At 38.4% G+C, this 25,706-nt stretch carries 27 protein-coding genes, 1 tRNA gene and 1 pseudogene; 20 read left to right on the top strand and 9 right to left on the bottom strand.

Features of this window, described 5'->3' with window-relative positions:
- Positions 1-43: 43 nt before the first annotated feature.
- Positions 44-133: transfer RNA gene (locus FTT88_RS09200), tRNA-Ser, on the top strand.
- A 706-nt stretch (positions 134-839) separates the two neighbouring features.
- A complete protein-coding gene (locus FTT88_RS09195) occupies positions 840-1,052 on the top strand; it encodes a hypothetical protein (RefSeq protein ID WP_078189132.1) in 213 nt (70 codons plus the stop codon).
- 55 nt (positions 1,053-1,107) lie between these two features.
- On the opposite strand, the gene FTT88_RS09190 is transcribed toward FTT88_RS09195, so the two are convergent.
- The 4 genes from FTT88_RS09190 to FTT88_RS09175 form a co-directional block, all read right to left on the bottom strand.
- On the bottom strand, positions 1,108-1,401 hold the full coding sequence (locus FTT88_RS09190; protein ID WP_180004201.1) for a hypothetical protein: 294 nt from the start codon (positions 1,399-1,401) through the stop codon (positions 1,108-1,110).
- A 166-nt stretch (positions 1,402-1,567) separates the two neighbouring features.
- Positions 1,568-1,924, bottom strand: a complete 357-nt coding sequence (locus FTT88_RS09185) for a hypothetical protein (RefSeq protein ID WP_180004202.1) — start codon at positions 1,922-1,924, stop codon at positions 1,568-1,570.
- A 217-nt stretch (positions 1,925-2,141) separates the two neighbouring features.
- Positions 2,142-2,861, bottom strand: a complete 720-nt coding sequence (locus tag FTT88_RS09180) for a hypothetical protein (protein ID WP_180173885.1) — start codon at positions 2,859-2,861, stop codon at positions 2,142-2,144.
- Between the two features lie 88 nt (positions 2,862-2,949).
- On the bottom strand, positions 2,950-3,648 hold the full coding sequence (locus FTT88_RS09175; protein ID WP_180004204.1) for a 3'-5' exonuclease: 699 nt from the start codon (positions 3,646-3,648) through the stop codon (positions 2,950-2,952).
- Positions 3,649-4,272: 624 nt separating this feature from the next.
- Between FTT88_RS09175 and FTT88_RS09170 the strand changes: the two are divergent.
- The 5 genes and pseudogenes from FTT88_RS09170 (at position 4,273) to FTT88_RS09150 (ending at position 9,502) form a co-directional block, all read left to right on the top strand.
- A pseudogene (locus FTT88_RS09170) lies at positions 4,273-5,494 on the top strand (alpha/beta fold hydrolase).
- A 156-nt stretch (positions 5,495-5,650) separates the two neighbouring features.
- Positions 5,651-6,904: a serine hydroxymethyltransferase gene (gene glyA, locus FTT88_RS09165; protein WP_180004205.1), complete on the top strand. Its 1,254-nt coding sequence runs from the start codon at positions 5,651-5,653 to the stop codon at positions 6,902-6,904.
- Positions 6,905-7,065: 161 nt separating this feature from the next.
- Entirely contained in the window at positions 7,066-7,470 is a 405-nt protein-coding gene (rnk, locus tag FTT88_RS09160; RefSeq protein WP_180004206.1) for a nucleoside diphosphate kinase regulator, read from the top strand.
- Positions 7,471-7,717: 247 nt separating this feature from the next.
- On the top strand, positions 7,718-8,680 hold the full coding sequence (locus tag FTT88_RS09155; RefSeq protein WP_180004207.1) for a TauD/TfdA family dioxygenase: 963 nt from the start codon (positions 7,718-7,720) through the stop codon (positions 8,678-8,680).
- 117 nt (positions 8,681-8,797) lie between these two features.
- Positions 8,798-9,502 (top strand): Crp/Fnr family transcriptional regulator, encoded by a 705-nt coding sequence (locus tag FTT88_RS09150; protein ID WP_180004208.1) that lies wholly within the window; start codon positions 8,798-8,800, stop codon positions 9,500-9,502.
- 62 nt (positions 9,503-9,564) lie between these two features.
- Here FTT88_RS09150 and FTT88_RS09145 read toward each other — a convergent pair whose 3' ends face one another.
- A complete protein-coding gene (locus FTT88_RS09145) occupies positions 9,565-10,053 on the bottom strand; it encodes a TIGR00645 family protein (protein WP_078189122.1) in 489 nt (162 codons plus the stop codon).
- Between the two features lie 327 nt (positions 10,054-10,380).
- On the opposite strand from FTT88_RS09145, the gene FTT88_RS09140 reads away from it, so the two are divergent.
- Genes FTT88_RS09140 through FTT88_RS09130 form a run of 3 tightly spaced genes read left to right on the top strand, consistent with a single transcriptional unit; the run spans position 10,381 to position 13,281 of the window.
- Entirely contained in the window at positions 10,381-11,172 is a 792-nt protein-coding gene (locus FTT88_RS09140) for a tellurium resistance protein (protein ID WP_078192897.1), read from the top strand.
- A 16-nt stretch (positions 11,173-11,188) separates the two neighbouring features.
- A complete protein-coding gene (locus FTT88_RS09135) occupies positions 11,189-12,319 on the top strand; it encodes a toxic anion resistance protein (RefSeq protein ID WP_180004210.1) in 1,131 nt (376 codons plus the stop codon).
- Positions 12,320-12,360: 41 nt separating this feature from the next.
- Positions 12,361-13,281: a hypothetical protein gene (locus FTT88_RS09130; RefSeq protein WP_180004224.1), complete on the top strand. Its 921-nt coding sequence runs from the start codon at positions 12,361-12,363 to the stop codon at positions 13,279-13,281.
- An 85-nt stretch (positions 13,282-13,366) separates the two neighbouring features.
- Here FTT88_RS09130 and FTT88_RS09125 read toward each other — a convergent pair whose 3' ends face one another.
- Entirely contained in the window at positions 13,367-13,975 is a 609-nt protein-coding gene (locus FTT88_RS09125) for a DsbA family protein (protein ID WP_180004212.1), read from the bottom strand.
- Between the two features lie 433 nt (positions 13,976-14,408).
- On the opposite strand from FTT88_RS09125, the gene ahpF reads away from it, so the two are divergent.
- Positions 14,409-15,974 (top strand): alkyl hydroperoxide reductase subunit F, encoded by a 1,566-nt coding sequence (gene ahpF / locus FTT88_RS09120; RefSeq protein WP_180004214.1) that lies wholly within the window; start codon positions 14,409-14,411, stop codon positions 15,972-15,974.
- A gap of 286 nt (positions 15,975-16,260) precedes the next feature.
- Here ahpF and FTT88_RS09115 read toward each other — a convergent pair whose 3' ends face one another.
- From FTT88_RS09115 to FTT88_RS09105, 3 genes are all read right to left on the bottom strand, one after another.
- Complete coding sequence (locus FTT88_RS09115) at positions 16,261-16,515, bottom strand: YfhL family 4Fe-4S dicluster ferredoxin (RefSeq protein WP_168379317.1); 255 nt, start codon at positions 16,513-16,515, stop codon at positions 16,261-16,263.
- Positions 16,516-16,524: 9 nt separating this feature from the next.
- Entirely contained in the window at positions 16,525-17,919 is a 1,395-nt protein-coding gene (gene yegQ / locus FTT88_RS09110; RefSeq protein ID WP_180004215.1) for a tRNA 5-hydroxyuridine modification protein YegQ, read from the bottom strand.
- Between the two features lie 80 nt (positions 17,920-17,999).
- A complete protein-coding gene (locus FTT88_RS09105; RefSeq protein ID WP_180004216.1) occupies positions 18,000-18,416 on the bottom strand; it encodes a Cd(II)/Pb(II)-responsive transcriptional regulator in 417 nt (138 codons plus the stop codon).
- A gap of 76 nt (positions 18,417-18,492) precedes the next feature.
- Between FTT88_RS09105 and FTT88_RS09100 the strand changes: the two genes are divergently transcribed.
- The 9 genes from FTT88_RS09100 to FTT88_RS09065 all read left to right on the top strand — a co-directional run.
- The gene (locus FTT88_RS09100; protein WP_180004217.1) at positions 18,493-19,128 is read left to right on the top strand and encodes a cation transporter; all 636 of its coding nucleotides are present in this window, start codon (positions 18,493-18,495) and stop codon (positions 19,126-19,128) included.
- A 302-nt stretch (positions 19,129-19,430) separates the two neighbouring features.
- Positions 19,431-19,994, top strand: coding sequence for a TetR/AcrR family transcriptional regulator (locus tag FTT88_RS09095; RefSeq protein ID WP_180004218.1), 564 nt, complete (start codon positions 19,431-19,433; stop codon positions 19,992-19,994).
- A gap of 687 nt (positions 19,995-20,681) precedes the next feature.
- A complete protein-coding gene (locus FTT88_RS09090) occupies positions 20,682-22,694 on the top strand; it encodes a type VI secretion system Vgr family protein (protein WP_373683049.1) in 2,013 nt (670 codons plus the stop codon).
- A 41-nt stretch (positions 22,695-22,735) separates the two neighbouring features.
- On the top strand, positions 22,736-23,302 hold the full coding sequence (locus tag FTT88_RS17530; RefSeq protein ID WP_373683050.1) for a DUF2345 domain-containing protein: 567 nt from the start codon (positions 22,736-22,738) through the stop codon (positions 23,300-23,302).
- Position 23,303: 1 nt separating this feature from the next.
- Entirely contained in the window at positions 23,304-23,810 is a 507-nt protein-coding gene (locus tag FTT88_RS09085) for a DUF4123 domain-containing protein (protein WP_111885353.1), read from the top strand.
- Between the two features lies 1 nt (position 23,811).
- Positions 23,812-24,237, top strand: coding sequence for a hypothetical protein (locus FTT88_RS09080; protein WP_111885352.1), 426 nt, complete (start codon positions 23,812-23,814; stop codon positions 24,235-24,237).
- Entirely contained in the window at positions 24,228-24,950 is a 723-nt protein-coding gene (locus tag FTT88_RS09075) for a hypothetical protein (RefSeq protein WP_180004219.1), read from the top strand. Before FTT88_RS09080 ends, FTT88_RS09075 begins: the two co-directional genes overlap by 10 nt.
- A 3-nt stretch (positions 24,951-24,953) precedes the next feature.
- Positions 24,954-25,460, top strand: coding sequence for a hypothetical protein (locus FTT88_RS09070; RefSeq protein WP_111885350.1), 507 nt, complete (start codon positions 24,954-24,956; stop codon positions 25,458-25,460).
- A gap of 65 nt (positions 25,461-25,525) precedes the next feature.
- Positions 25,526-25,706: helix-turn-helix domain-containing protein (locus tag FTT88_RS09065; RefSeq protein WP_180040462.1), on the top strand; the 181-nt coding region annotated here is incomplete at its 3' end.

The raw sequence follows: 25,706 nt of genomic DNA, 5'->3' as shown, positions 1-25,706 counted from the left end.
TTTACTTGTCAGATGAATAAAACCTCCGTATTATGGCGCACATGGAAGCGTGGCAGAGCGGTTTAATGCACCGGTCTTGAAAACCGACGAGGGCGCGAGTCCTCCGTGAGTTCGAATCTCACCGCTTCCGCCATATTCAAAAAAGCCCCTGTAGTGATACAAGGGCTTTTTTTTTGTCTTAGATTTTAATTTGAGACGGCAATCTTATTCATTAGTATTTTTAAGCAATGCTAAAAATGGATATCAGACTTAAAATTCAAGTCAGAAATTAATACAAGGGTTGTCAAAGGTAGAATTAAAAGTAAGAGAAAAGAATGTTTATAGATTGATAGTGTAGAATTTATTTTTAATGGCTTATTTATTTAAATCTTTCACAAGCATTGGGCAGAGCTATGATCGCTTATTTTGAAAAAATATCAATTGTATTTTATTTGATCAAATGTTTAGAAGTGTCACGACCCCTTGGCAAGGGATAAAAAAGTGCTATATTTAAATCACAGTAGGTCATAAGCAAGACGCTACTAATAGGTTGGACGGATCAATGACAGCTCGTTGAGTTTAGTAATATTTAAGATGTTTTTGAATATTACAGACAAGAAATCAGCACTAGCCTTCCAACATAGAGCCCGCAGCAATGCGGGCTTTTTAATGTCTTTCAAAATGTGAAAATATAGTGTTTTTGTCAAACAATAATTAAATAGTCAATCTATGTTATTGATATATATTTACTAAAGTAAAATAAGTTTACATTGCCATGAAATCTAACATTTACAAAGCAGGTTGTTGCGTAAAGGTGTGATATAAACAATTCAATTATTAAAACAAGTAGAGACGTCACTATGACACAGATGATCGATATTAAAGTGAAGGACCAATTTAGTCAGGTTTATGAAGCACAAGCTTTGGTGCGTAATCCTTCAGAAGAAGATTCAAGAGCGCTGTTTCATCGCATTGAACATATCATTATTGCAGGTGAAATCATCCTACCCAGTATCGAATTACTTTTTGAAAGTCAAAAATCGGACAGTATTTACAAGCTTTTAGAAGCTTAAATTGAATGAATAAAAAACTCACCTTAATGGTGAGTTTTTTTTTAGAGATAGAACTTTAAGCTATTTGATCTGCTTTAAATTGATTCAAAATATAAGACAGTAACTGATAGCGTGTCATCGGGTTGCTAGAAGACAGTTCAACGTCTTGTTTACGTACTTGGATTTCTTGAGTTAAAACACCAGCTTGAAAACGTTGTACGATCATATGATCTTTTGATACATCATGGTCGGTCAGCACCAGTTTTGGTCCAAGGTGCAAATGTCCAATCGCATCTAGACATTGTTCTAGGCTGCTATATAGGTTGAAAAGGATGAGTGCCTGATCATTAGAATAATTGGCTAAGTTCATTTTTATTATCCGTGGTCAAAAATTATTGAGCAGGAATAGTGTATACGAATTGAGCAATATTAATCTGTATGGATTATTTTTCATTTAATGTCTGTCTAGGTAACTTTGGTTAAATCATTGAGACAGCTTGAGTCTTTATGCAAAATAAGTTGAAAGTCGCTTTAAATTAAAGAGGCTTGAATACAAGCGGGACATCATAGCGAGCAAATTCTTCAATGATAGTGTTTAAAACCATTTGAGCTTGAGGTTCCGCTGCTGTAAAGGTGAGTTCTTGGTTCGTTTGGCTGTTGAAGCATTCAACTTGTTCTATACGCCAAATTGTTTCAATGGCTGTATTTTGAATGACCACACGTCTAGGCTGTAATTCATCACTAATTTTTCGTGGCATGACATAGGTAATGGCCAATTGAACATTAGGCAATTCGTCTTGTGAGGTTAAGAAGGTAAATACCCAATTGCCAATTTTGCTGAGTTGCATAGGATTATCGAAAGAATCAAATTCTAAACAAAACTGTTGTGACATTGACATGCTCAAACGCTAGGAGGTCGGTTTTATTCTTGCGATTTTTTACTGTTGATTGACATTAGGGGAAGGTCGTATAAAACAGCAGTTAAAACCATAAAAGAAATAAGTAAATCAATAAAGTTAATATAATTCAATTTCTTATATTGATATGTTTGAAAAATAACTCACCTCATTAAGTTGTTTTTTGAATGAGAAGTGAGGAAAAGTCTCTAAGTCAAACCAGTTGTTGCAGATTTTTTATACTGTAATTAATTTGCTGTAATGCATGTTGTAAGAGTTTAGGTTGAATATTGGATTCATTTAGACAGGTGATCCATTGCATCTGACAGGCTTTTAATTCTGCAATGTCCGTGGCCTGTTGAATATTAAGCATTAATTTTTTTGCCATCAGCCCACAATAACGCTGTAAGTAACTGCACATAAAATTCTGTAACTCATCAAAATCATGTTCGATGAAATCAATGATTTGTTCTGCTAATACAGGGTTGTTTGATGTTATGTTTTCAGGTATGGCTTGATTAAATTGATGGGGTATAAAGCCAATTGCATCCATTGGCAGGGAGTCAGTTATTTCGTGCTGTGAATGAGTATGAGGAACTTCCATCGTTGGCATTGAAATTTTATCAAGTGTGACATTTTCTTGCGCTATGCGATCGGATGTCTTTGTTGACGCTATTTTAGGTGTATTAAAAGCAGAAAAATCGGATTTTTGAAGGCGTTGATGATCATGTGCTGTAATTGGCTGAATCAGCCCAAGTTCCATCAGTTGCTCGAGCAAGGACACTTCAGCAATCCGCTGCTGATAATGCACTGGCATTTGGTTAAAGTCATCACTACCAATTAAGAGTAGCAGACGACGTTGTCTTGCATTTAATGCGAGCTGTCGGTCTTTTAAAGTTTGAAAACCCAGCTCAGTTTTTTGATAGTTGAACATGCCTTAATTCCATAGCTCAAAAGAATTAAGGCAATCCTATGCAGTGATAATGACAGTAATATTAAGAAAATATTAAACAATCAATGATTTATAGAGTAATGACAGCAGAGTTTTCTAAAGCTTTACGCAAATAAGGGTCTAAGTCATCTTGACGTAATAGCCATTGCACATAGTCCGCAGGTAATTCTGCAATTGCGGTACCACGGTGTTTACCAAAATTAATACTGCGTGGAATGCGAGCATCTTCCGAAGCTTCGTATAATTCTTCGATGCTGTTGATTTTTAAGTGATGGACGATATGCATCAAAATATTGGCAGTTAAAATAATATCCATATCTGCGCGGTGAGCTTTACGGATCATTTCACGGGCTTTTTCACTGCCTTTGGTGATCATATATATCAAGGCAGAAATATTATGCGCTTCTGCATCAGGCCAAACACGACGAGCTAGCGCAAGGGTACAAATGGCTTTGATTTTTGAACTATCTACACCGCATTTTTCGAGTGCTCGAATATCGTAGTCGATATTATGCCCAATGATATATGTCGTCTCTGATGGGAGTTCAAAACTGCTGTAGTGGGGCTGACCTTCAAGATCTGATTCTAAAATATGATGAACAGCCATCGCTGCAAAAGAAATAGCTTCATCACAACGATATAGTTGATCAAAAATTTTAGATTTATCTAAGGTGATTTTGGCATCTGCCACCTGAATTGGAGCATAGGCAATCTCGATGGGTTGTCCATTTAGTGTATGGGTTTCTGTGTCGAGAATGATGGCTTGCATGTCCAGTTCCAGCATGTTGAATAATGTTTATGAATGTACATGATCACATCCACACTGACAAACCCATGCTGTGATTATTTGTAGGAATATTATGAAGATGGCTGCGCAGTGTTTAAATAATCTGCTTTTATCGCATCTGCCGAAATAAAACTTTACAGCGGGATAAAGCTAAACCATCTTCTAAATCGACTTATTTTAAAGGCTTTTGTCCATCTTGATATCCAAAAATGTCGCTAAGTGGATTAAGCACTAGAGTATGTTCACGATCAATGGCATGGTGGTTTTTCGGCTTTACTTTTGTGCATATGTTTGTGTAGTTGGCAGGGGGGACAGCATTTTTGTTGATTTTACATTTTGCTTTAACCTCCGAAAAATAGCCCAATCTGTATCCAATGATCAGAAATATAAGTTCAGCCATTTTTCTGAGATCGGGGTGGCTGATGTATTTGAATGCTATTAATACATATCGAGCTAAAACAAAGTTTTAGTTCTATATTAATTTGATCAATTAAAATAAGAGTAATTGCTTAAAAATTAGGCTTGAACAAAAGTTTGTTCCATGTATTTAATGATTCATCTTCAATGAAAAATTGACTTTAAAACAACAAACAAAAGGATCATGGAATGAAAATGCTGCGTTTAACGGTTTTTGTCAGCAGTGCGCTATTTTAGCAGCCTGCGGTAATGATAGTAATGACCAACAATTTAGTAATCCTGAAACAAACGCTGATCTCAATCAGATCAAAAATCCAGTGGTAACTACAACAGCCTATAGTCAAGACAATATGCCTGCTATGAGTGCAGACAGCCGATTGATGACCTATAAAATGCTAGGAGTAGATGGCAAAGTTGTTCAAGCCACAGCCTTAGTCTTTACCCCAAAAACAGTTGCTCCGGCAGGTGGTTGGAAAATTGTGGCTTGGGCACATGGAACGACAGGTGTGGCTGATAAATGCGCTCCGAGCCGAAAAGGTTTGCAAGGTATGAATACTTATTGCAAATGTTATTGGCAAAGGGTTATGTCGTTGTGGCACCCGATTATGAGGGAGTAGGGGAACCTAGTGGACGTGAAAACCATCCTTATCTGAATCTAAAAAGTGAAGCCTTTTCGATTACCGATGCCGTTGTCGCTGCTCGAAGTTACTTAACCAGTCAAGGTAAAACGGTGTCGAAGGATTGGCTTTCGATCGGACATTCTCAAGGTGGTCAGGCCGTGTTAGGTGCGGCTGAATTCGCATCACGTGCTGACTTAAATTTTAAGGGAACGATTGCCATAGCACCTGCAAATAATCTTGCGCTCATTCTTGACGCAGGCGAGAAGTTAGCTGTAGGTAAACCTGCAACCGTGCAAAGTATGATTTATGCACCTTTAGACAGTTTTACTGCGCAGATTATTGCGGGTATGCAAGGGCATAAAAACAGTGTGGATTATTCAAAAGTATTTAGTGGACATTTGGCTGCGATTGCACCTCAGGCTGAAACAGTGTGTTCAGGCGAGTTAACTACGCTAATTCAAGATGACATGCTCAGTTATGTGAGTCAGAACACGACTTTGGATAACTATGGACGCACGCAGTCTGATTTCTTAACTTTAAAGCCAATCCAAAAATTTATGAGTGAAGGTTCACAGCCTTTAACGACAGCGGTGAAAACGCCGATCATCATTTATCAAGGTAAAGCCGATCAGACCATTCCAGCAGATGCGACTAAATTTATGATTAGCCTTGCTAAGCCGGGAACATCGATTGACTATCGTGAGCAAGCGACAGCGGATCATCTTACTATTTATACCGATAATCTGGCAAATTTTGTGCAAGATGTAGAGACTCTCATGCCAAATCAATAAGTTGATTTGACTTAAATAATGCTCGTGCAGATTCAACATGGGCATTATTTATTTAAAAACAGCACAAACTTCCCTCTCTCATTTCTAAAACTTCATGCTACAATACGCGCCAATCTTAGCACGGCTTAAAAGCCCTAATTTAATAGGACCTCGCTAATGTTTGCCAACACCTCTATTGCTCAATTTGACCCTGAATTAGCTCAAGCGATCTCGAATGAAGATGCTCGCCAAGAAGCGCACATTGAGTTAATCGCTTCAGAAAACTACTGTTCACCTGCAGTAATGGAAGCTCAAGGTTCAAAACTTACTAACAAATATGCAGAAGGCTACCCTGGCAAACGCTACTACGGCGGTTGCGAGTATGTAGACGTGATCGAACAATTGGCCATTGACCGTGCTAAAGAATTGTTTGGTGCTGATTATGCAAATGTTCAACCACACGCTGGCTCACAAGCAAACTCTGCAGTTTACCTTGCGCTACTTAACCCAGGCGATACAGTTTTAGGTATGAGCTTGGCTCACGGTGGTCACTTGACTCACGGTGCTAAAGTTAGTTTCTCTGGTAAAACTTACAACGCAATTCAATACGGTTTGAACCCAGAAACTGGCGAAATCGACTATGAAGAAGTTGAACGTTTAGCTGAAGAACACAAGCCAAAAATGATCGTGGCTGGTTTCTCTGCGTATAGCCAAGTTGTTGATTGGCAACGTTTCCGAGATATCGCGGACAAAGTTGGTGCTTACTTATTCGTAGATATGGCTCACGTAGCTGGTCTTGTTGCTGCTGGTGTTTACCCAAGCCCAGTACAAATTGCTGACGTAACTACAACGACTACACATAAAACACTTCGTGGTCCACGTTCTGGTTTAATTCTTGCGAAAGCAAATGAAGAAATCGAGAAAAAATTACAATCAGCTGTATTCCCAGGTAACCAAGGTGGTCCTTTAGTTCACGCTGTAGCGGCTAAAGCGATCTGCTTCAAAGAAGCAATGGCGCCTGAATATAAAGCTTACCAACAACAAGTTGTTAAGAATGCGCAAGCAATGGCTGAAGTATTAATCGCTCGTGGTTATGATGTTGTTTCTGGCGGTACTAAGAACCATTTGTTCTTATTATCTTTAATTAAACAAGACATTACTGGTAAAGATGCCGATGCTTGGTTAGGTGCTGCTCACATTACTGTGAACAAAAACTCAGTACCAAACGATCCACGTTCTCCATTCGTGACTTCTGGTATCCGTATCGGTACTCCTGCTGTAACAACACGTGGTTTTGGTGAAGCTGAAGTACGTGACCTTGCAGGCTGGATCGCTGACGTTCTAGACAGCAAAGGTGACGAAGCTGTGATTGCTGCAGTGAAAGAAAAAGTTGCTGCTGTTTGCGCTAAATTCCCAGTTTACGCAAAATAAAACAGACTTGAGAAAAGCCCCCTCAAGGGGGCTTTTTTTATGTCATCAGAAAAATTCAAAAGTTATCTAAACATTTATATTTCTGATATAACGGAATAAGAGATAACAAAAAATTTGCCCATCGCTATAGATCTGTTGGCAAGGTCGCAAAGGAACTTTATATGAAAAAACCCAATATTATTCTTTCAGAACAAGATTTACATCGCTTAGAAACCATGTTGGAGCATCAGTCTAAGTTGACGCCGACGATGGAGCATTTGGAAGATGAGATGGCGCGCGCTGAAGTGGTTGCTCCACAAGATGTCCCTGCCAATGTGGTGAGTATGAACGCCAAGGTTCTCATTAATATTGCACCTGCGACAGAAGCAACCGAAATTACATTGGTTTATCCGCATGATTTTCGTGGCGATAAAGGCCAAGTCAATGTTTTGGCTCCAGTGGGCGCTGCCATTTTAGGTTTGGCTGAAGGGCAGGAAATAGAATGGCCGCAGCCTGATGGTCACTCCATGAAAGTCAAAATCATTAAAGTGCTTTATCAACCTGAGCGTGAAGGGGATTATTTATAATTCCGCAGCGATATACAGATAAAATCTACACACAAAGCCATCGATATTGATGGCTTTTTTTATTTTTCGATATCGCATTTTTAGATATGAAATCGGCAAAAGTTGTTAAGCAGATTTCATCACAACCATAGCAGTTTAACTTGGGAAAACTGTCAAAGAATTGACAGAGTCATGGGCACGAAGTCGGCACACTGTATTTCAACCACACCATCGTTGCTTAATAATTTGAAGAATAAGGTAGAGCCCTATGACACAATTAGAATCGAATCATTACAATCCAGACTATCAATATCAGCATATTGAAGTAAAACCTGTAACCGGTCGTATTGGTGCCAAAATTTCTGGCATTCAGTTGTCTGGAAATTTAGACAAAAGCGTGGTCGATGAATTTAATCATGCACTATTAAAATATAAAGTTGTATTTGTGCGTGGACAGCAAGATCTCACAGATTTAGAACAAGAAGCCTTTGCACGACTTTTAGGAAATCCGTTGAATCACCCAAGTGTGCCACTCAAAGATGGTACAGCACATACGTTGTCAATTGACTCACGTGGTGGGCGCGCAGATTCATGGCATACCGATATTACATTTTTACCCAATTATCCTAAAGCCACAATTTTAAGAAATGTAGTTGCACCTGAACATGGTGGCGATACGGTTTGGGCCAATACCGTGACCGCTTATGAAGATTTAAGTCCTGAGCTGCAAAAGTTGGCGGAACAATTACGCGCGGTGCATAGCAACAGTTATGACTATGCGGCGCCGAAAGGTCAGTACAATGAAGAAGGTCGCCATTTATTCCGTACTGCAGTAGAAGTGGAAACTGAGCATCCTTTGGTGCGTGTACATCCTGAAACAGGTGAAAAAAGTTTGGTGTTGGGTCACTTCTTTAAACGCTTCAGTGGATATAGTCCGGCACAGTCACGTCGTTTATTTGAACTGTTTCAAGAGCAAATCGTGCAATGGGAAAATATTGTGCGTTGGCGCTGGGCGGTAGGTGATGTTGCGATTTGGGACAATCGTGCGACGCAGCACCGTGCCATCAATGACTATGGTGATGAGCTACGTATTGCATCACGTGTCACCATTGAGGGTGATGTACCTGTCGATGTAAATGGTCAGCCGAGTACGGTGTTGAAAAACATTCAAAACACCGACATTTCAAACTTGCGTTCTGAAGCTGGCCGTATTTATGAGAAAGCATCTTAAGTATTAGAGCGTCATTTAAAACAGCATAAAAACAGATAAATAATGCGAAAAACAATGGTTTTACATTTTTCAGCACTTGCCTAAGATCAATGAGATCTTAGGCATTTTTTTATAGACGTGAGCGATCAAAAGAACACAGCCCAACAGCATTTGTTGCAAATTTTGCGTAATGAAGACATCTTTCAGGGCTTTAGCGATCAGACTTTAGAACAGCTTGTACAACAGGTGAAATATTCACGTTTTCATGCACAGCAGCACATCTTAAAACAACAACAAATCGTGCAAGATATTAATATTTTGCTTTCAGGTACGCTACAAATTGGTTGGTTGCAAAATAATGGTGAATTGATTGTAAATGACTATATCCGTCGCCAGTCGGTATTTAATTTTGTCGCAGTCTTACAACAAAAGCCTTTGAATTATGATTATTTTGCTGCGACACACGTCGAGGTGGCAATCATTTCTGGAACAAGGTTTTTAGCAGTTTTACAGCGTGATCCGAAGGCGCTTTGGAATGTCGTGCAATCTCTCAGTCGACGCATGTATTTGATGTTTGAGCATAATCGTTATTTGCGAACGGCAACGCTAGAGCAGCGTATTGCTAGACATTTGATTCGACTCTATGAGCAATATGGATGTCGGCAGGAAATTCCTTTGAGACTCAGTCAGCAGGAATTTGCAGAGTCTTTTAATATTTCACGCCAAACGTTGAATAAACATCTGCAGCAATTTGTCCAAACACAAGTGATCGCGTGGAATTATGGACAAATCGTGATCTTGGATCTTGAGCGTTTAAGGCAAATGAGTGAACTAGATGAATAACTAGATTTAAAATTTGACGAGAAGCCATGATCGCAAATGGCTTCATTGGACTTGTTTTTAGATTAGTGCTTACTGATTTTATCCAAATATCCCATCATAAAAGCAGAAAAAACAAAGGTTAAATGCATGATGATGTACCACATGATTTTGTCATTCGGGATGTTTTTCGCATCCATAAAAATACGTAATAAATGAATCGAAGAAATTGCCACGATTGATGCTGCAACTTTGAGTTTTAATGAATTGGCATCCATGGTGCCGAGCCAATTCAAGCGATTGGTCGATTCATTAATTTTTAATTGCGAAACAAAGTTTTCATAGCCTGAAAACATCACCATCACAATCAGTCCGCCTACCATAGTCATATCGACCAAAGAGAGAATGACTAAAATCAGGTCAGCTTCTGAATATTCTAAAATATGCGGAAGGACATGAATGACTTCTTGGAAAAATTTAATCGCGAGCAGTAGCAGTGCAAAGGATAAACCAAAGTACACGGGAGCCAGAATCCAACGTGCTGCATACATTGTGTTATGGAAAAAACGTTCCATTTAAGCCTCTAAATTTATTGATCTAATATTTGGTTCTAAAGTATATGGATTAAATTTTACGATAATTTTGAGAACAATTCATGTAGAGTCAGTTGTTTAATTTAAATCTAGATTGAATCTTTGGGTATCTTAAGCTTGAATTCATCTGTGTAGGTCATCATATCTATTCAAAGGATGCTGTATGACTGCTTTGGCGGATCTATAGGCAACGGTTGAATTTGATGGCGAAATTTGACCGATGAAATAGATGTATTTTTTGCAAAATACTACAAGACTTTTATGGCAGAACTTGTAGTATAAAAATGATTTTATTGAGTTTAATTGGCTATGTCACAAATTGATGTATTGGTGCCGTTAAAGGATATTACGGTAGATCGGGCGGAAGTGCTTTCGATTAAGCGGAATGACCTTGTGCCATTACTGACCGATCAATATCGTCTAAATCATTATGCAGATCAATTAATTCAAGCACAGTCGGTGCTGCTAGACGGTGTTGACCCTCAATTGACGAAACAACTTAGTCAAACTATTGAACAGTTGATTCAAGCTCTAGCCAATTCAAAAAAATATTTAAAAACACGCAAATTTAATGCCCTGCAAAAATGGTTAGGCATCGATTTGGAATATGGGTCCGGACAAGTTGAATATTATAAAAATCTAGATCAATTACTTGATCGGGCAAATCATCTGAGCCAAAAGTTACAGTTAGAAATTCAAAAGTCCCAAGCACGTTTTAATCAATTGCAGGGTTTACGTGAGCAAATGGCGCGCTATATCGTCGCGGCTGAAGAGTTCTTGGTGGAATACCCACAGTTTGTGAAAAATCAGCATCCGCTTGACAACTTTGCAGAACGTTTATCGAAAAAGGTGAATACGTTGCAAACCTTACAAGCCAGTAATGATATTGCGATTACGCAAATGCAGCTTTCTCAGCAGCTTTCTTTTGAATTATTAGATCGATATAAGGAAGCTCAGCAGGTGTTGATTCCCGCATGGCAATATCATGTGAAACAAAGTCGTCAAAGTAACTCGACAAGTTCATTGGAAAAGCTTGATAATAGCCGTGAAAATTTGATTAAAACTTTAAAAAAATCATTAGAGAATTCCTCTAAGTCTTAGAAATATAAGGTGAGTTATGACCGATTTAGATGCCAAAAATTTACCCGTTGAAGTAAGTAAAGAATTGACTGAAGAAAAATTTCAGCAACTCAATTTGCAGGAAATTGGCTTACAAACTTCCGATTTTCACGAAGTCGAAGCTGCACGTAAGGAATTGGCAGATTTAAGTCATAATAGTGTTGCTGAATATGGTAAAAACATTGCCACCAAGACGTCGACCTATACCGATGAATTATTAAATTTGGTGCAAAATAAAGATCTAGATGCGACAGGTCAAAAGCTCAATCAGGTGGTACAAGTCGCACAGCAATTGAATACCACGAGCATTTTAAATAAATCTAAAAGCTCAGGATTTTTTGGTGGTTTACTGAGTAAATTTAAAGGTGCCAAGCAAAGTTTTGATCAGCACTTTAATACCACCAAAGAGCAAATTGATGCTTTGGTTAAAGAAATTGAAACTTCGCAAAATGGCTTAAAAGCGCGTGTAAATACATTAGATAAAATGTTTGAAGGCGTGCAAGACGAATATAAACAATTAGGGGTGTATATCGCCGCAGGTAAGTTGAAAGAGCAGGAAATCCAACAGGAAATTGCAAGTTTAACTACCCAAGTTCAAGATCAAACCACTACGCAAAAAATCTATGACCTCAACCATTTGGCCAATAATCTTGAAAAACGTGTGAGTGATTTACAGATCTTGCAACAGTCTGCGATGCAGACCTTGCCGATGATTCGTATTATTCAATCCAACAATTTGATGTTGGTCGATAAGTTTTATGCAATTAAAAACATCACCTTACCGGCTTGGAAAAACCAAATTAGCTTGGCGATTTCATTGCAAGAACAAAAGAACAGCGTGCAATTGGCAAATAGCATTGATGATGCGACCAATGACCTGTTAAAACGCAATGCAGATTTGTTACATCAAAATTCTGTCGATACAGCAAAAGCCAATCAGCGTTCAGTGATTGATATCGAAACACTTGAACATGTGCAAAATACCCTCATTAAAACCGTTAATGATGTGATTCAAATTCAGAAAGAAGGTATACAAAAGCGTGAAGAAGCGACGACACGTATTCGTGCCTTACAAAACAATTTGAATCATTTGGTGATTGAATCGAGTGGTTCAAACCCTTCTTCATAAGCTTTGAGGGAGGTGAAAATATAATTTGAAGGAGTATGTCTTTGCCTCCCATTGATGAATATGCGCTAAATCCGCAGCAACTGGAATCTGGGCTTCAAACCATTAAGAAGCGTCAACGCAATTTGACGTTATTGACCTTAACCAGTGTTTCTGTGCTGATCGTTTCGGCTGTGATGCTGTTTATTCAGCATGATATGGTCTATAGTTTTTTTGGCCTAAGTTCTAGCGTACAGCAACTGCATATCCCTGTTAGTGCAGGTGATTTGGCATATCAACTCGGTGAGTCCTCCGACTATTTTTCAAATTTTCTATCCTTTATTGGTTGGTTATTTCTCAAACTCATCGTTTCATTTATTGGCGCATTTTTCTTGGTTGGATTTCTAAAGAAATTTCAATTTTTTAGAATTCGCTTCCAATCTTTTGTATTGAAATTTGTCGGCTGGATTTTATCGTTTATTGTGCTTTGGTCAGGCTTAACTTATGTGCAATATGACCTTAATCATGATGACCGTGCAGCAGATCAAAAATTGGTACATTATGAAAAAAATATTCAAGAAAGCCAGCTAGCTTTCGAGATGGAAGATGCACAATTGGAAAAACCTGTGCAAGCCTATTTACTTGCACAAGCTGCTTTGATGCATAAGCCTGTAGATCGTGCGACAGCCATTCCCTTGGTGCAATCTTTAATCAATGCCGAGCAACAAAATCCAGCAAAATTCCGTGAATATGGTTTTCAGCCTGAACAGCTCTGGGCGATGCAAAATCAGCTATTTGATAAAACTATGACACCGATGGCGCAAAGTGTGGAAAAACAAGTTCAGCAAGCCAATGTGGTTGAAGTTGTTGTACGTTGGGTGTTGATCGTCGTGATGGTACTCACGCTGGTTTTGAGCTTAATTTTGTATCTGCTTTCGCAGCAGTTCAAATCACGGATAAATCGAATTGAGCAGGGACTTCATTAACAGGCCTATTTTCTTTTTAGATCATTGCATTGCTCAGAATAAAAATCCCCATCACATTGTATGGGGATTTTTGATCTTGGGTAGATTAACTTGCGCGATGAAACAGTTGTCGAAGTTCCTGTGTAGAAAAAGTCTGATCATTCACTTCGCCATCCACAAGGTAAAAAGGAATGGGGTGCTGTCCCTTTGATTTTACATATTGTGTAATTTCATGCTGACGGTCTGCAATATCTTTATGTTGAATTGAGCGCAGTACTTTTGAGCCATCTAAACCAATGCCTTCAATGATGCTTTTTAAAACCTGAATATCAGCAATATTTTGACCGTGTGCAAATAATGCATGGAATAAGGCTTGAGTCAGGGCATATTGATCCAGAATATTGTCCAAGGCCAAAATACCTTGATGAGCCAGTTGACTGTTTGGCATACGTTTCATGTGCTCAATATTGATAATCACATCTTCGCTATAAGCGGCAAACTTTGTTATTTCGAGTTTTCGATTTGCTGCACTTGAGCCATACTTATTGGTTAAATACTGCAGCACATCTAAGCCTTGTTCAGGAATTTCAGGAACGCGTTGAATCGACAATAGCTCTACACGGGTTGCTGTATGTTCATTCCAGTTTTGTTTTAACTTTTGAAATCCGACATAACTCATGGGATAAACAATATCAAAGACAAATTCAATTTTCATTATTTTCCTCACTGTTGATTTTATACTTGTAGATCGATGGCTGATTGATGCAAGGGATTGATTGTGGCTTTATTGATGGAACTCAAAAGCAGTCAAATCATCTGATATTTCCTTTGATTTAAAGCCGACTTGCTGAAATGAAACTTAAAGCTTTATAAAGATTTTGTAATTGATCAGGTCGTGCGTATGTCTTGCATAGGCTTGGTGTAATTTCAATAAAAAAGAAAAAAATGAGGGATTTATCACGATATATGTGTACGAAGTAAATCAATTTAATGTTATTATACGTATATATATTTATGATTTAGAAAGAAATTCAATCATTTGATTTGTAAAACCGATTAATTTTATAAAAACAAACCGTTTCACCTATTTAATGGTTTGTTCTATCATTCTCTCATCAAATAAATTTACTCCTCTGGAGACGTTAGCAATGTTAGATCAAAATACTTCTGCTCAATTAAAAACCTTACTTGAACGCCTTGAAGGCCCGATTGAAATCGTCGCGACTTTAAACGGCACAGACAAATCAGACAAAATTAAAGAATTGGTAACTGAAGTTGCTGCTTTATCTGATTTAGTGACTGCACGTTTTGACGGTAACAACAGCCGTGCGCCAAGCTTTGGCATTGCAAAAGCAGGTGAAACACCACGCGTATTCTTCGCAGGTCTACCGATGGGCCACGAATTCACATCTTTGATTCTAGCTTTGCTACAAACTTCAGGTTATGCACCGAAAGTTTCTGACGAAGTACTGAACACTATCAAAGGTCTAGGTCTTAAAACTGACTTTGATGTGTTTGTATCTTTAAGCTGCCATAACTGTCCTGACGTGGTTCAAGCACTTAACTTGATCGCAATTTACAACCCGGGTACAACTGCAACCATGATTGATGGTGCATTCTTCCAAGAAGAAGTGGAAGAACGCAAAATCATGGCTGTACCAATGGTATTCCAAGACGGCAACCACATCGGTCAAGGTCGTATGACCTTGGAAGAAATCATTGCTAAATTAGACACCAACTCTGCCGCAAAAGATGCTGAAAAGTTAAATGCCAAAGAAGCCTTTGATGTTCTTGTGATTGGTGGCGGCCCTGCGGGGAATACTTCTGCAATCTATGCAGCACGTAAAGGCATTAAAACAGGTATCGTGGCTGAACGCATGGGCGGTCAGGTCATGGATACGATGGACATTGAAAACTTCACGTCGATTCAAAAGACTCAAGGTCCTAAGTTTGCTGCTGAAATGGAAGCACATGTACGTGAGTACGGTGTGGACATTATGAACTTGCAACGTGTATCTGACATCAAAGGTGCTGACCAAACAGCTAATGGCTTAGTTGAAGTGACTTTAGAGAATGGTGCAAAACTTGAATCTAAAACAGTGATTCTTTCAACAGGTGCACGTTGGAGAGAAATGAACGTTCCGGGTGAACAAGAATACCGTACACGTGGTGTTGCATACTGCCCACACTGTGACGGTCCATTGTTTAAAGGTAAACGTGTTGCGGTGATTGGTGGTGGTAACTCAGGTGTCGAAGCGGCGATTGACCTTGCAGGTATTGTGGAACATGTAACACTTGTTGAATTTGATACCAAACTTCGTGCTGACCAAGTCCTTCAAGACAAGTTAAACAGCTTACCGAATACCACTGTGATCATGAATGCATTATCTACAGAAGTGGTTGGTGATGGTTCACAAGTGACTGCACTGAACTACAAAGACCGTGCAACTGATGAAATCAAAACGATTGAATTGGCAGGTATCTTTGTACAAATCGGTTTGTTACCAAACACTGATTTCTTAAAAGAAACAGCAGTTGAACTTTCAAACCGTGGTGAGATCGTAATTAACGAACGTAACGAAACCAATGTAAAAGGTGTATTTGCTGCCGGTGACTGTACAACAGTACCTTACAAACAAATCATCATTGCAACAGGTGAAGGCGCGAAAGCTTCATTGTCTGCTTTTGATTACATCATCCGTTCGGGTCAATAAAAGAAAGGCCAGTGTGTTTCGAGAAACACGCTGGCCGCGCTGAATGTTGTCATTTGAATATTATTTTTCTTAATATTCTCGTTTTACAGGAACTTTGGATGCTAACACCGGAGTTCCTTTTTTTGTCTGCAAAATTAGGATTCAAAAATGTCCCCACACATTTTGAATCCTATTCGTTGCCCAGCTATTTTTGTTTTACAACCTTATTTTTATACTTTCCCCAAGGTTGTTTCTCTATAAAATATAAAGCGGAGTATGCAATTAATATACCAATCACATCACGAATTTAAGATTTAAATAAATTCAAACCTTTAAACTTCTCCATTAACTGCTCATCTGTCTCCATGTATTCAGGATGAGGCACAATGCACTCAATCGGACAAACTGAAACACAAGTTTGGTGCGCATAGAAACCGACGCATTCAGTACAACGTGCGACATCGATTTCATAAATCTTTGAGCCTTCATAAATGGCATCATTGGGACATTCAGGTAGACACATGTCACAATTGATGCATTTGTCTGTAATCAACAAAGCCATAAAGTAAACTCAAGCCTGATAAGCTAAAGTTGAAGCCGAAATATCCACTGTCGAATTGGGTAAGTTACGAATCAGTAAGGCGTATCGCATATCCACATCGGCAGGTACAGGAATATCCACGATATGACCTGAACCTTTGGCATCGTCAATTAGATTACCTTTTTTATCTTTCATTTCAGTTAAAACGAAGGTGATGTTGCCTGAAGTGGTCATCAGTTCTAAAGAATCACCTACAACAAAACGGTTTTTCACTTCGATTTTAAGAGAGTCACCATTGCGTTCTAAGACTTCACCTACAAACTGTTGATGATCAAAACGTGAAGAGCCGGTTTCATAGTTTTGATATTCACTATGTACATGGCGGCGTAGAAAACCTTCGGTATAACCACGGTTCGCAAGACCTTCAAGCTGAGACATGAGAGCAGGGTCAAATGGTTTACCAGAAAGGGCATCATCTATGGCTTTACGATAAATTTGAGCGGTACGCGCACAGTAGAAATAAGACTTGGTACGGCCTTCAATTTTTAAAGAATGAATGCCCATTTTGGTTAAACGGTCTACATGCTGTACAGCACGCAAGTCTTTCGAGTTCATGAAATAAGTGCCATGTTCATCTTCTTCGGCAGCAAACATGTCTTCTTCATTGCGTTGTAATAAAACCGGCTCGCCGAATTGGTGTTGTTCTAGGGCGTGTTGCTCATCGGCATTTTTATTATTGCAGCATGATGATTCTTTAATTTGTGTGACTGGAATAACATCACCAGTTTCATCTTCAACTGCATCGTGAATTTTATAATCCCAACGGCATGCATTGGTACATGCACCTTGGTTTGCATCACGTTTATTCATATAGCCAGAAAGTAAGCAACGACCGGAGTAAGCCATACATAATGCACCGTGTACGAAAACTTCAATTTCCATATCAGGTACATTGTGTTTAATTTCTTCAATTTCTTCGATTGATAATTCACGTGACAGAATGACACGTGTCAGTCCCATATTTTTCCAAAATTTAACCGTTGCCCAGTTCACCGCATTGGCTTGGACAGACAAATGAATGGACACTTCTGGAAAATGTTCACGCACCATCATGATCAGACCGGGGTCAGACATGATTAGCGCATCAGGATCCATGGCAACCACAGGCTCAAGGTCACGGATGAAATTTTTCAGTTTTGAGTTATGCGGTTGGATATTCACCACCACATAAAACTTTTTACCTAAGGCATGAGCTTCTTCAATGCCAATTTTTAAATTGTCATGGTCGAAAGCATTATTGCGCACACGTAAGCTATATCGCGGCTGACCTGCATACACGGCATCTGCGCCATAAGCAAAAGCGTAGCGCATATTTTTTAATGAGCCAGCAGGTGAGAGGAGTTCGGTTACGTGTTGAATCGTCATGTCAATAAAGGCATAAAAAATTTATGGCTTTATTGTAGTGATCTAAAAAAAGGATTCAACCAAGTATTTTAGTTGGGTTTTCAAGATATTTCGTTTTCCAAATGTTTTAAAATTTGGCAATCATTAATTTGACTGGTTTCATTACAACTAGCACGGAGCTTACTTAACTGTATTTTAAAATTTTCTAATTCTTTAATTTTTTCAGAAACTTGACGAATGTGATTATCAATTAATTCATTCACAGCATGACAGCTTTGCGTAGGGGATTGCTCAAGTTCAAGCAGGGTTTGAATCTCGGTGAGAGAAATATCGAGGTTTCGACAGCGCTTAATAAAAACCAAACGTTTGTACATTTCTTCATCATAATAGCGATAATTGTTGTCTGCGCGGAAGCTAGGTTTCAGCAGTTTTTTCTTTTCATAAAAGCGAATACTGTCAACGCTTACCCCAGCTTTGGTGGACAATTCTTTAATCAAATAATGTTTTTGTACGTTCATGCTTGACCTTGGAGTGAGTCCATAGTTTTGAATAAGAATAATACAAATCCATTGATTTTTAAATTGGAGCATATTTATGGCATGTACATGTAGTCATGAGCCAGCACCAAGCAAACCCAACAGTAAATTTCGTATTGCACTTTGGATTGCCCTAATCATTAACGCCATAATGTTTTTGGTAGAGCTGATTGGTGGGGCTTATGCACATTCTTCTGCGCTTTGGGCGGACTCGTTAGATTTCTTTGGTGATGCCGTAAATTATGGGGTTTCATTAGCCGTACTTGGCGCCAGTTTATATTGGCGTGCAACAGTTGCCTTGGTGAAAGGTTTTGTTATGGCAGCGTTTGGGATCGTGGTCATTGCCAAAGTGCTCTATGCCTATGCCAATGGGATCGCTCCTGAACCGATCACCATGGGGCTGATTGGTATTTTGGCTCTAGTTGCTAATGTCATTTGTGCATATGTTTTATATGCCTTCCGAGAAGGTGACTCCAATATGCAATCCGTTTGGCTATGTAGCCGTAATGATGCGATTGGTAATGTCGCGGTGATCTTGGCGGCTGTTGGGGTATTTGGTACAGGCAGTCTATGGCCAGATTTGATCGTGGCGGCAATCATGGCGATCTTAGGTTTAACGGGTGGTTATCAGGTGATTCGAAAAGCACTGCAAGAGCGTAAGCAAAAAGATATTCTGAGTACCCCTTGCTCTTAAAATACTTACTCTTAAATCCACCGTTAATGGCATTCATTTTATCCATGTTTTTAACGCAGATGAATAGTCGTTAAATCACTAGTTGAAATTAAAATAGCAGTCAGTTTTATACGAAATTTTCCTGACTGCTAATTTGATAAATCTTCTGAAATCAGACTGTATTTAATGGGGTGCTGAGGTTTTATCTACAGACTCCAGTTAAGTTATGCTTTACAATAGCGCGCGAAAATCATGTTTAAAAATTAGGTTTTCTACCTTAAAAGCTTTATGTTTAGGCTCCATTGGTGCATCAGGTAAATTAAATGTCGAAAAAGCAAGACATCATTAACGTTGCGCTCCAACTCTTCAATTCTTATAGCTATAACTCGATTGGTATAGATCGAATTATTGGGGAATCGGGCGTTGCTAAAATGACGTTTTATAAATATTTCCCCTCTAAAGCCAAATTAATTGAAGAATGTCTCGTGATTCGAAATCTTAATTTACAGGAATCACTTGAAGCTACTATTGCAAAATGTGATCCAGAAGACCATCTTTCGCATATTAAAACCATTTTTGCTTGGTACGATGCTTGGTTTCGTACTGCAGATTTCAATGGTTGTATGTTTCAAAAAGCAGTAGAAGAAATATCTAAAGTTTATCCGTCTTCATTGCAACCTGCGATTGACTATAAAGAGTGGCTTAAATCAAAACTAAGTACTGCCTTACAAAATCTGGGCATTCAGCAAACTGAACAACTAGCTGCATTTCTGAGTAGTATTTTGGATGGCATGACCATCCAAGCCCAAATTGACTCCAACCAAGTGCATTTAGCAGATTATTGGAAGCGAGTTGAAACCTTAATTCGTTTGGAATTGACCGCTTAAATTTGTTTGTAGGCATCTAGGTTTTAAATCTAGCGACGACTTATTTGTATTGATTAACCATCAATTTTTTTCAAATACTTTAAGATTCTAAGAAAATAAAAAGCGCGATTATTTGGGGTAATCGCGCTTTGCTGACAATTGTGCGTTCAAATCATTCACTTTGTTAGCTTAAGTCAATGATTTGATTTTCGAACGTTTTATACGTTTTCTCTCATTTATATTTTTACCCTCTGAATGCTAAATTCATTCGGTTTTTGCAGCAAAATAGACAGACTTGTCTGTTTTTTTGAATTATAGGGGATCTTAGGTGAATTACAAGACAGGAAAGAAAGGGTTGTGTGTTTTTTAATCTGACTTGAGTTTAAATTAATCTACTATTTTTAAAGATAATATTAAAAAATTAATCATTAAGCTCGGTGCTAATTAGACGATAAACTATTTTTACACTTGTGTGAATGACGTTGCTTGTTGGATGCAAGTGCATGGTCTAAGACCATTTGGTGAATATTTTATATGCAAGAAGTATTTAGTGAGTGGGTTCTCAGCTTTTTAGTTTTAAGTGAATTTTTGAATCGTGGATTTTACATAACGAAACATCTTCTATGGTTTTAAGCATTAAGTTTATTGATGAATTTGACTAAACTAGCAGCAAAATTATTTCCATGATTACAATTTAGAATTTTTATTATGTTAGGCAAAATATTTGCTGTATTAGAACAATTGGGTCTATCCGCCCAAAAACGTGCCATTCATGTGCAATTTTCCAACCCTGCGTTGAATGATGAGCTTTTTATTCAACGTATTGATGGGGAGCATGTCTTAAACCAAGGCGTGCAAGCGACTTTGATTTGCCTATCTACTAATGCACTTATTCCACTAAAACAATTTATTGGCGCACAAGTTGCCGTTGATCAAGTGACTGATCAGGGCGAACTCTTCCGTACTACGGGTATTATTACAGAGGCGGCTCAAGGGCAGAGTGACGGTTCACTCACCCTATATAAACTCACTTTAGAAGATGCAACTTCACTGTGGCATAAACGCCGCAACAGCCGTGTGTTTATGAACAAATCTGTTCGCGATGTTAGTGAAACAATCTTCAAAGAATGGCAAAGCAAAAGTCCGCTCTTTGCTGCCAGTCTAACGCTTGATCTAAGCGGTTTAAGCCAAAACTATGATGTACGACCTTTCATCATGCAGTCGAATGAAAGCGATTATGACTTTTTAACGCGACTTTGGCGCAGTGAAGGCATCAACTGGCTCATCGATGAAGCGCAGCTGAAAGTGCCACCTTCCTCAGCCCCAATTGAAAAACAAAAACTTCGCCTGATTGATGACAATAGCCAATATCAAGCACTCAGCCGTCGTAGCATCCGCTTTCATCGCTCTAGCGCCACAGAAAAACAAGACAGCATCACCAGCTTGATCGGTGAGCGTAGCATTCAACCGACTGCGGTCCATGTGCAGCGCTGGCAAGCCGATGGACTCAGCCAAGAAGAAGGCGCAGGTTCAGTTCAAAGTAAACATCAGCATAGCCAAAGCCAAGACAATGCCAGTTTAAGTTTGGAACAAGCATGGCATATCAGCCCTGCATGGATGCAAGATTTAAAAGGTGAAGATCAAGCCACTGCTTCATCCAACAGCCAAATTGAAAAATTGAATCAAAACCTTACGCGCTATCACGAGCTACAATCGAAAAAATTCAGTGCACAATCGACCGTGCGTGATACACAAGTCGGTTATTGGTTTGAATTGAATGAACACCCTGAAATTGATCAACACAGCGGTGCAGACAAACAATTTTTAATTACAGAAAAGAAATTCTATAACCAAAATAACTTACCCAAAGACCTTACTGAACAAGTCAATCAACTGATTGAACAAAGTCAGTGGAACATTAAACCGATCCATGAACAGGCCGAGCGTCAGGCCAATCAGCTCACATTACAACGCCGCAATATTGCGACGGTTCCTGAATATAACCCACTCGAACACCGTCCAAGCACCCATCCGCAACGTGCTAAAGTCGTTGGTCCAAGCGGTGAAGAAATTCATGTCGATGAATGGGGACGTATCAAAGTCCGCTTCTTATTTACCCGTGGTAATGACCACAGCCATGATGGCGGTGCAGGCAGCAATGACAATGATACGGACTCTGCATGGGTAGATGTACTTACTCCATGGGCAGGCGAAGGCTATGGCGCACGCTTCTTACCGCGCATTAATGAAATCGTGGTCATCGATTTCTTTGACGGTAATATCGACCGACCATTTGTAGTGGGGCGCATACATGAGGCACAGCGCAGTCCAACCCAATTTGATGGTAAAGGCAAACTGCCCGACACCAAAAAACTGGCTGGAATAAAAAGTAAGGAAGTCCAAGGTGAAGGCTTTGGACAACTGCGCTTTGATGACACCACAGGACAAATCTCAACACAATTACAAAGTACCCATGGTGCCACCCAGCTCAACCTCGGTAACCTCAGTCATCCCAAAGAAACCGCAGAAAGTGAGGGAAGAGGCGAAGGCTTTGAGCTGAGAACCGATCAATGGGGTGCTATTCGAGCTGGTAAGGGATTATTGATTAGTTCTGCGAGTCAAGAAAACGCCAAAGATATACAATTAAATATAAAAGAGTTGTTAACGCAATTAAATGAATCTATAGAAAAACTCAAAAGTTTAGAAAAAATGCTCGAGTAAGTAAGGCTTTCCAAGATGAAAACTATCAAATTAGTAATGATTTGATTGCTCAAGTAGAAAATAGTCTAGAAAAGTTTGAGCATCCTAATATTCTGCTTAGTACTCCTCAGGATTTTGTTTCTGTAAGTCAAAAAAACCAAACTCATGTTGCTAAAGAAAATATAAAAATTATATCGGGTCAACAGTTAGATATAAATTCAAATGGTGAGTTTACTGCTCATGCTGCGAAGGGATTAAGCTTTTATACTCAAGAAAAAGGTATAAATATTGTAGCGGCTCAAGGTGAAATTAAAGTTCATGCGCAAAATGATCAAATTGATCTAGCATCTCTCAAGGATTTTAAGATCATGAGTACTGAGAATTCCATTACGATTGCAGCCAAAAAAGAAATTATGCTGACTTGTGGTGGGGGGTACATAAAAATAAAGACTGACGGTTCTATTGATATTAATAGTCCTGGGCTCGTTGAGGTTAGGTCTGCTCAAGCACAATTTGTCAAAGGTACACGTCATAATTTCCAGCTTCCTAATATTTCTACGAAAATATGTATTCCCTGTTTAATTGATGCCGCTCGAAAAGGTTTACCGTTTGTGTATAGGGAAATATAGGATGGACATATTACAGTTATCAAAGAAAATTAGTGGTGAAGAATCTAAATATAATTTCTTCCTGTTGATTGATGCAGCTAAAAATTATACTTATATGCGCCATTGGCTTACTTTAAACTATGATAGAAATATCAAATATATAGGTAATTTATTCGATGGAACTGTTGATGATTCTACACCATTAGAATTTTCCCCTTTATTGTTGAATTTAAATAAACTAAATAATCAAAAATTTATTAATGAACTTGTTATAGAAGAAAATTTAGGAATGTTTTCGATATTGAAAACAAATCTATCGAACCAAGAATTGATCAAACATTTTCAGCCATTCTTACAAGCAGAATTACCATCCGGCGAATTAGCATTGTTCAGATTTTATGATCCTTCAGTTATCAAATCATTAAATCGACTATTAGATAAAAAAAATTTAGATATTCTGTTAGAACCTATTGATGGTTGGTGGTATCAAGAAGTATCTGGTGATTTCAAGTTATTGGAGAGGATTTAGAATGGTTATCGAATTTACTAAAGAACAGCTTGAGGAATTTTCTGCAGATCGTGAAGAAAGTCTAGCCTTGTGGAACTGGAATCGGCTAAAAAACACTTATAGTGAACTGGCGATAAAGTATTTTAATAATAATGAAGATAGTGGACTAAAATTCCTGATTACTGCCCAAACAAAAATTCGAAAATATCTGGTAGGAATGGAAAATCATGCTGACTATGACAAATGGAGAGCGGCTTATGGAGAACTATGTTTTATTTTGAATAAAAATAATTTAGATGATGATCCATGGAATCGCAGTTTATTAATAAATAGATTATTTCCACCATTTCTTGCAATTGATATCTTAGCTGGAGTTTTACAAAGCTCTTTAAATTCTTCAGATAGTCAAAAATTCTATGAAGCATTGGAGAAAAAATCGTGGCAATAGCGGCTGATGCAGCAGATATTTTTGGTGGTTGGGGGACAACTGCTGAAAAAGCTGCTGAAAGAGCAGGAACTGCAGCTAAAGTAGGAGCAAGAGCAAATCCTATAGGCGTAATATTAACTGGAATATTCACTCCATCCCCATTAGGAGATGGAACAATTACAGGCATGCTCAATCAAAGAATTGATCTGGCTGAAGAGGATATCGATAATAGTCGTTCGGGTATAACTCAAGAGCAAAAAGATCAAGCATTGGCAGCAAGTAAAGCGAAATCTAAGGAACTTGAGAGATCTTGTAATAGTTCTAATAAGGAGTTTAAGAATGAACAGCATAGTGGTCGTATACAGGCGCAGAATGCAAATAGAATGATTGTGACTGCAACTGAAGCAGGTAGCGTTAGGACAAACCACCCTTTTCCACCGCCTCTAGTACTATGTAAGCAATATGCACTTTCTATGAGTATTGCCATGCTAAAATTAGAAGGTCATAGCAAACCAGATCCTAAAATAAAAAGTCCAGTTGATTATCACAAAGGTGCAACTCAAGCCTATAAAGCAATGATCGCTTGGATGGAAGCGAAGACACCATATGGAGTTTCTGTAGGTAAACATTCTTTTAGTTTTGCAGGTCGTCATTTTACTGGTGTTATTCCACCAGATTTTGATGCTAGAAGAATGGATATAGATATTTTGAAGGGCGAAATATTAAAAGGTTAAATAATGACGAATATAGAAAAGATAGTTAATTTTTTTAAGGATCACCCAAAATTTCCATTTTTACAGTGGGATAGAGAATATGACGATTATTGTAGTATGTATCTTTGTTTAAAGAATATTTTAGAAGCATACATACCAAAAGAGCAGATTACAGCTTGGTCTGCTGCAAATGAATACTCTGATTTCAGAAGAAATCCAGATGGAGAGGTATATTATCCTTTGACAATTATTAATGATGCCATCGAAATAGTAATTCACTTAGGAATTTTAAAAGAAAATAAAGATGGTTTAGTCGATGTGAATTCATCAATTCAAATTAGTAGAGATGACAGATGGGGGGATCGTTGGGAAAATAATGCACCTGAAGATGAATGGTATAATGAAGTGGCGATTATGCTTGATCTGAACAATGCTGAGTCATTAAGAAAGACAGATTTTATCTTAAAGACAATTGTTCAAAAAAAACAAACTTATCATGATTTATTAAAGTTGAAAGATGGAACTCTATAAAAAATTAAATTAATTTTTAGTTTTGAAATATAGCCAAATCCTAAAAACTATAGAACAATAGAGATATGGGATATTCAAAAGATTTTAAAGATAAAGTCATAGAAATTATGATTCGAGACGAAATGTCTGTGCGAAAAGCAGCACAGCATTTTAACATCTGTATACAGACGATTCAGAACTGGAAAAAGTCCACTACAAACAAACCTATTCCTGGCCGTCCAGCTAAAATTAGCAGAGAGCAAATAT

Source organism: Acinetobacter sp. YH01024 (assembly GCF_013420195.1).
Lineage (GTDB): Bacteria > Pseudomonadota > Gammaproteobacteria > Pseudomonadales > Moraxellaceae > Acinetobacter > Acinetobacter amyesii.
The sequence above is the reverse complement of the archived record's forward strand: the minus strand, read 5'-3'. Positions and strand labels throughout refer to the sequence as shown.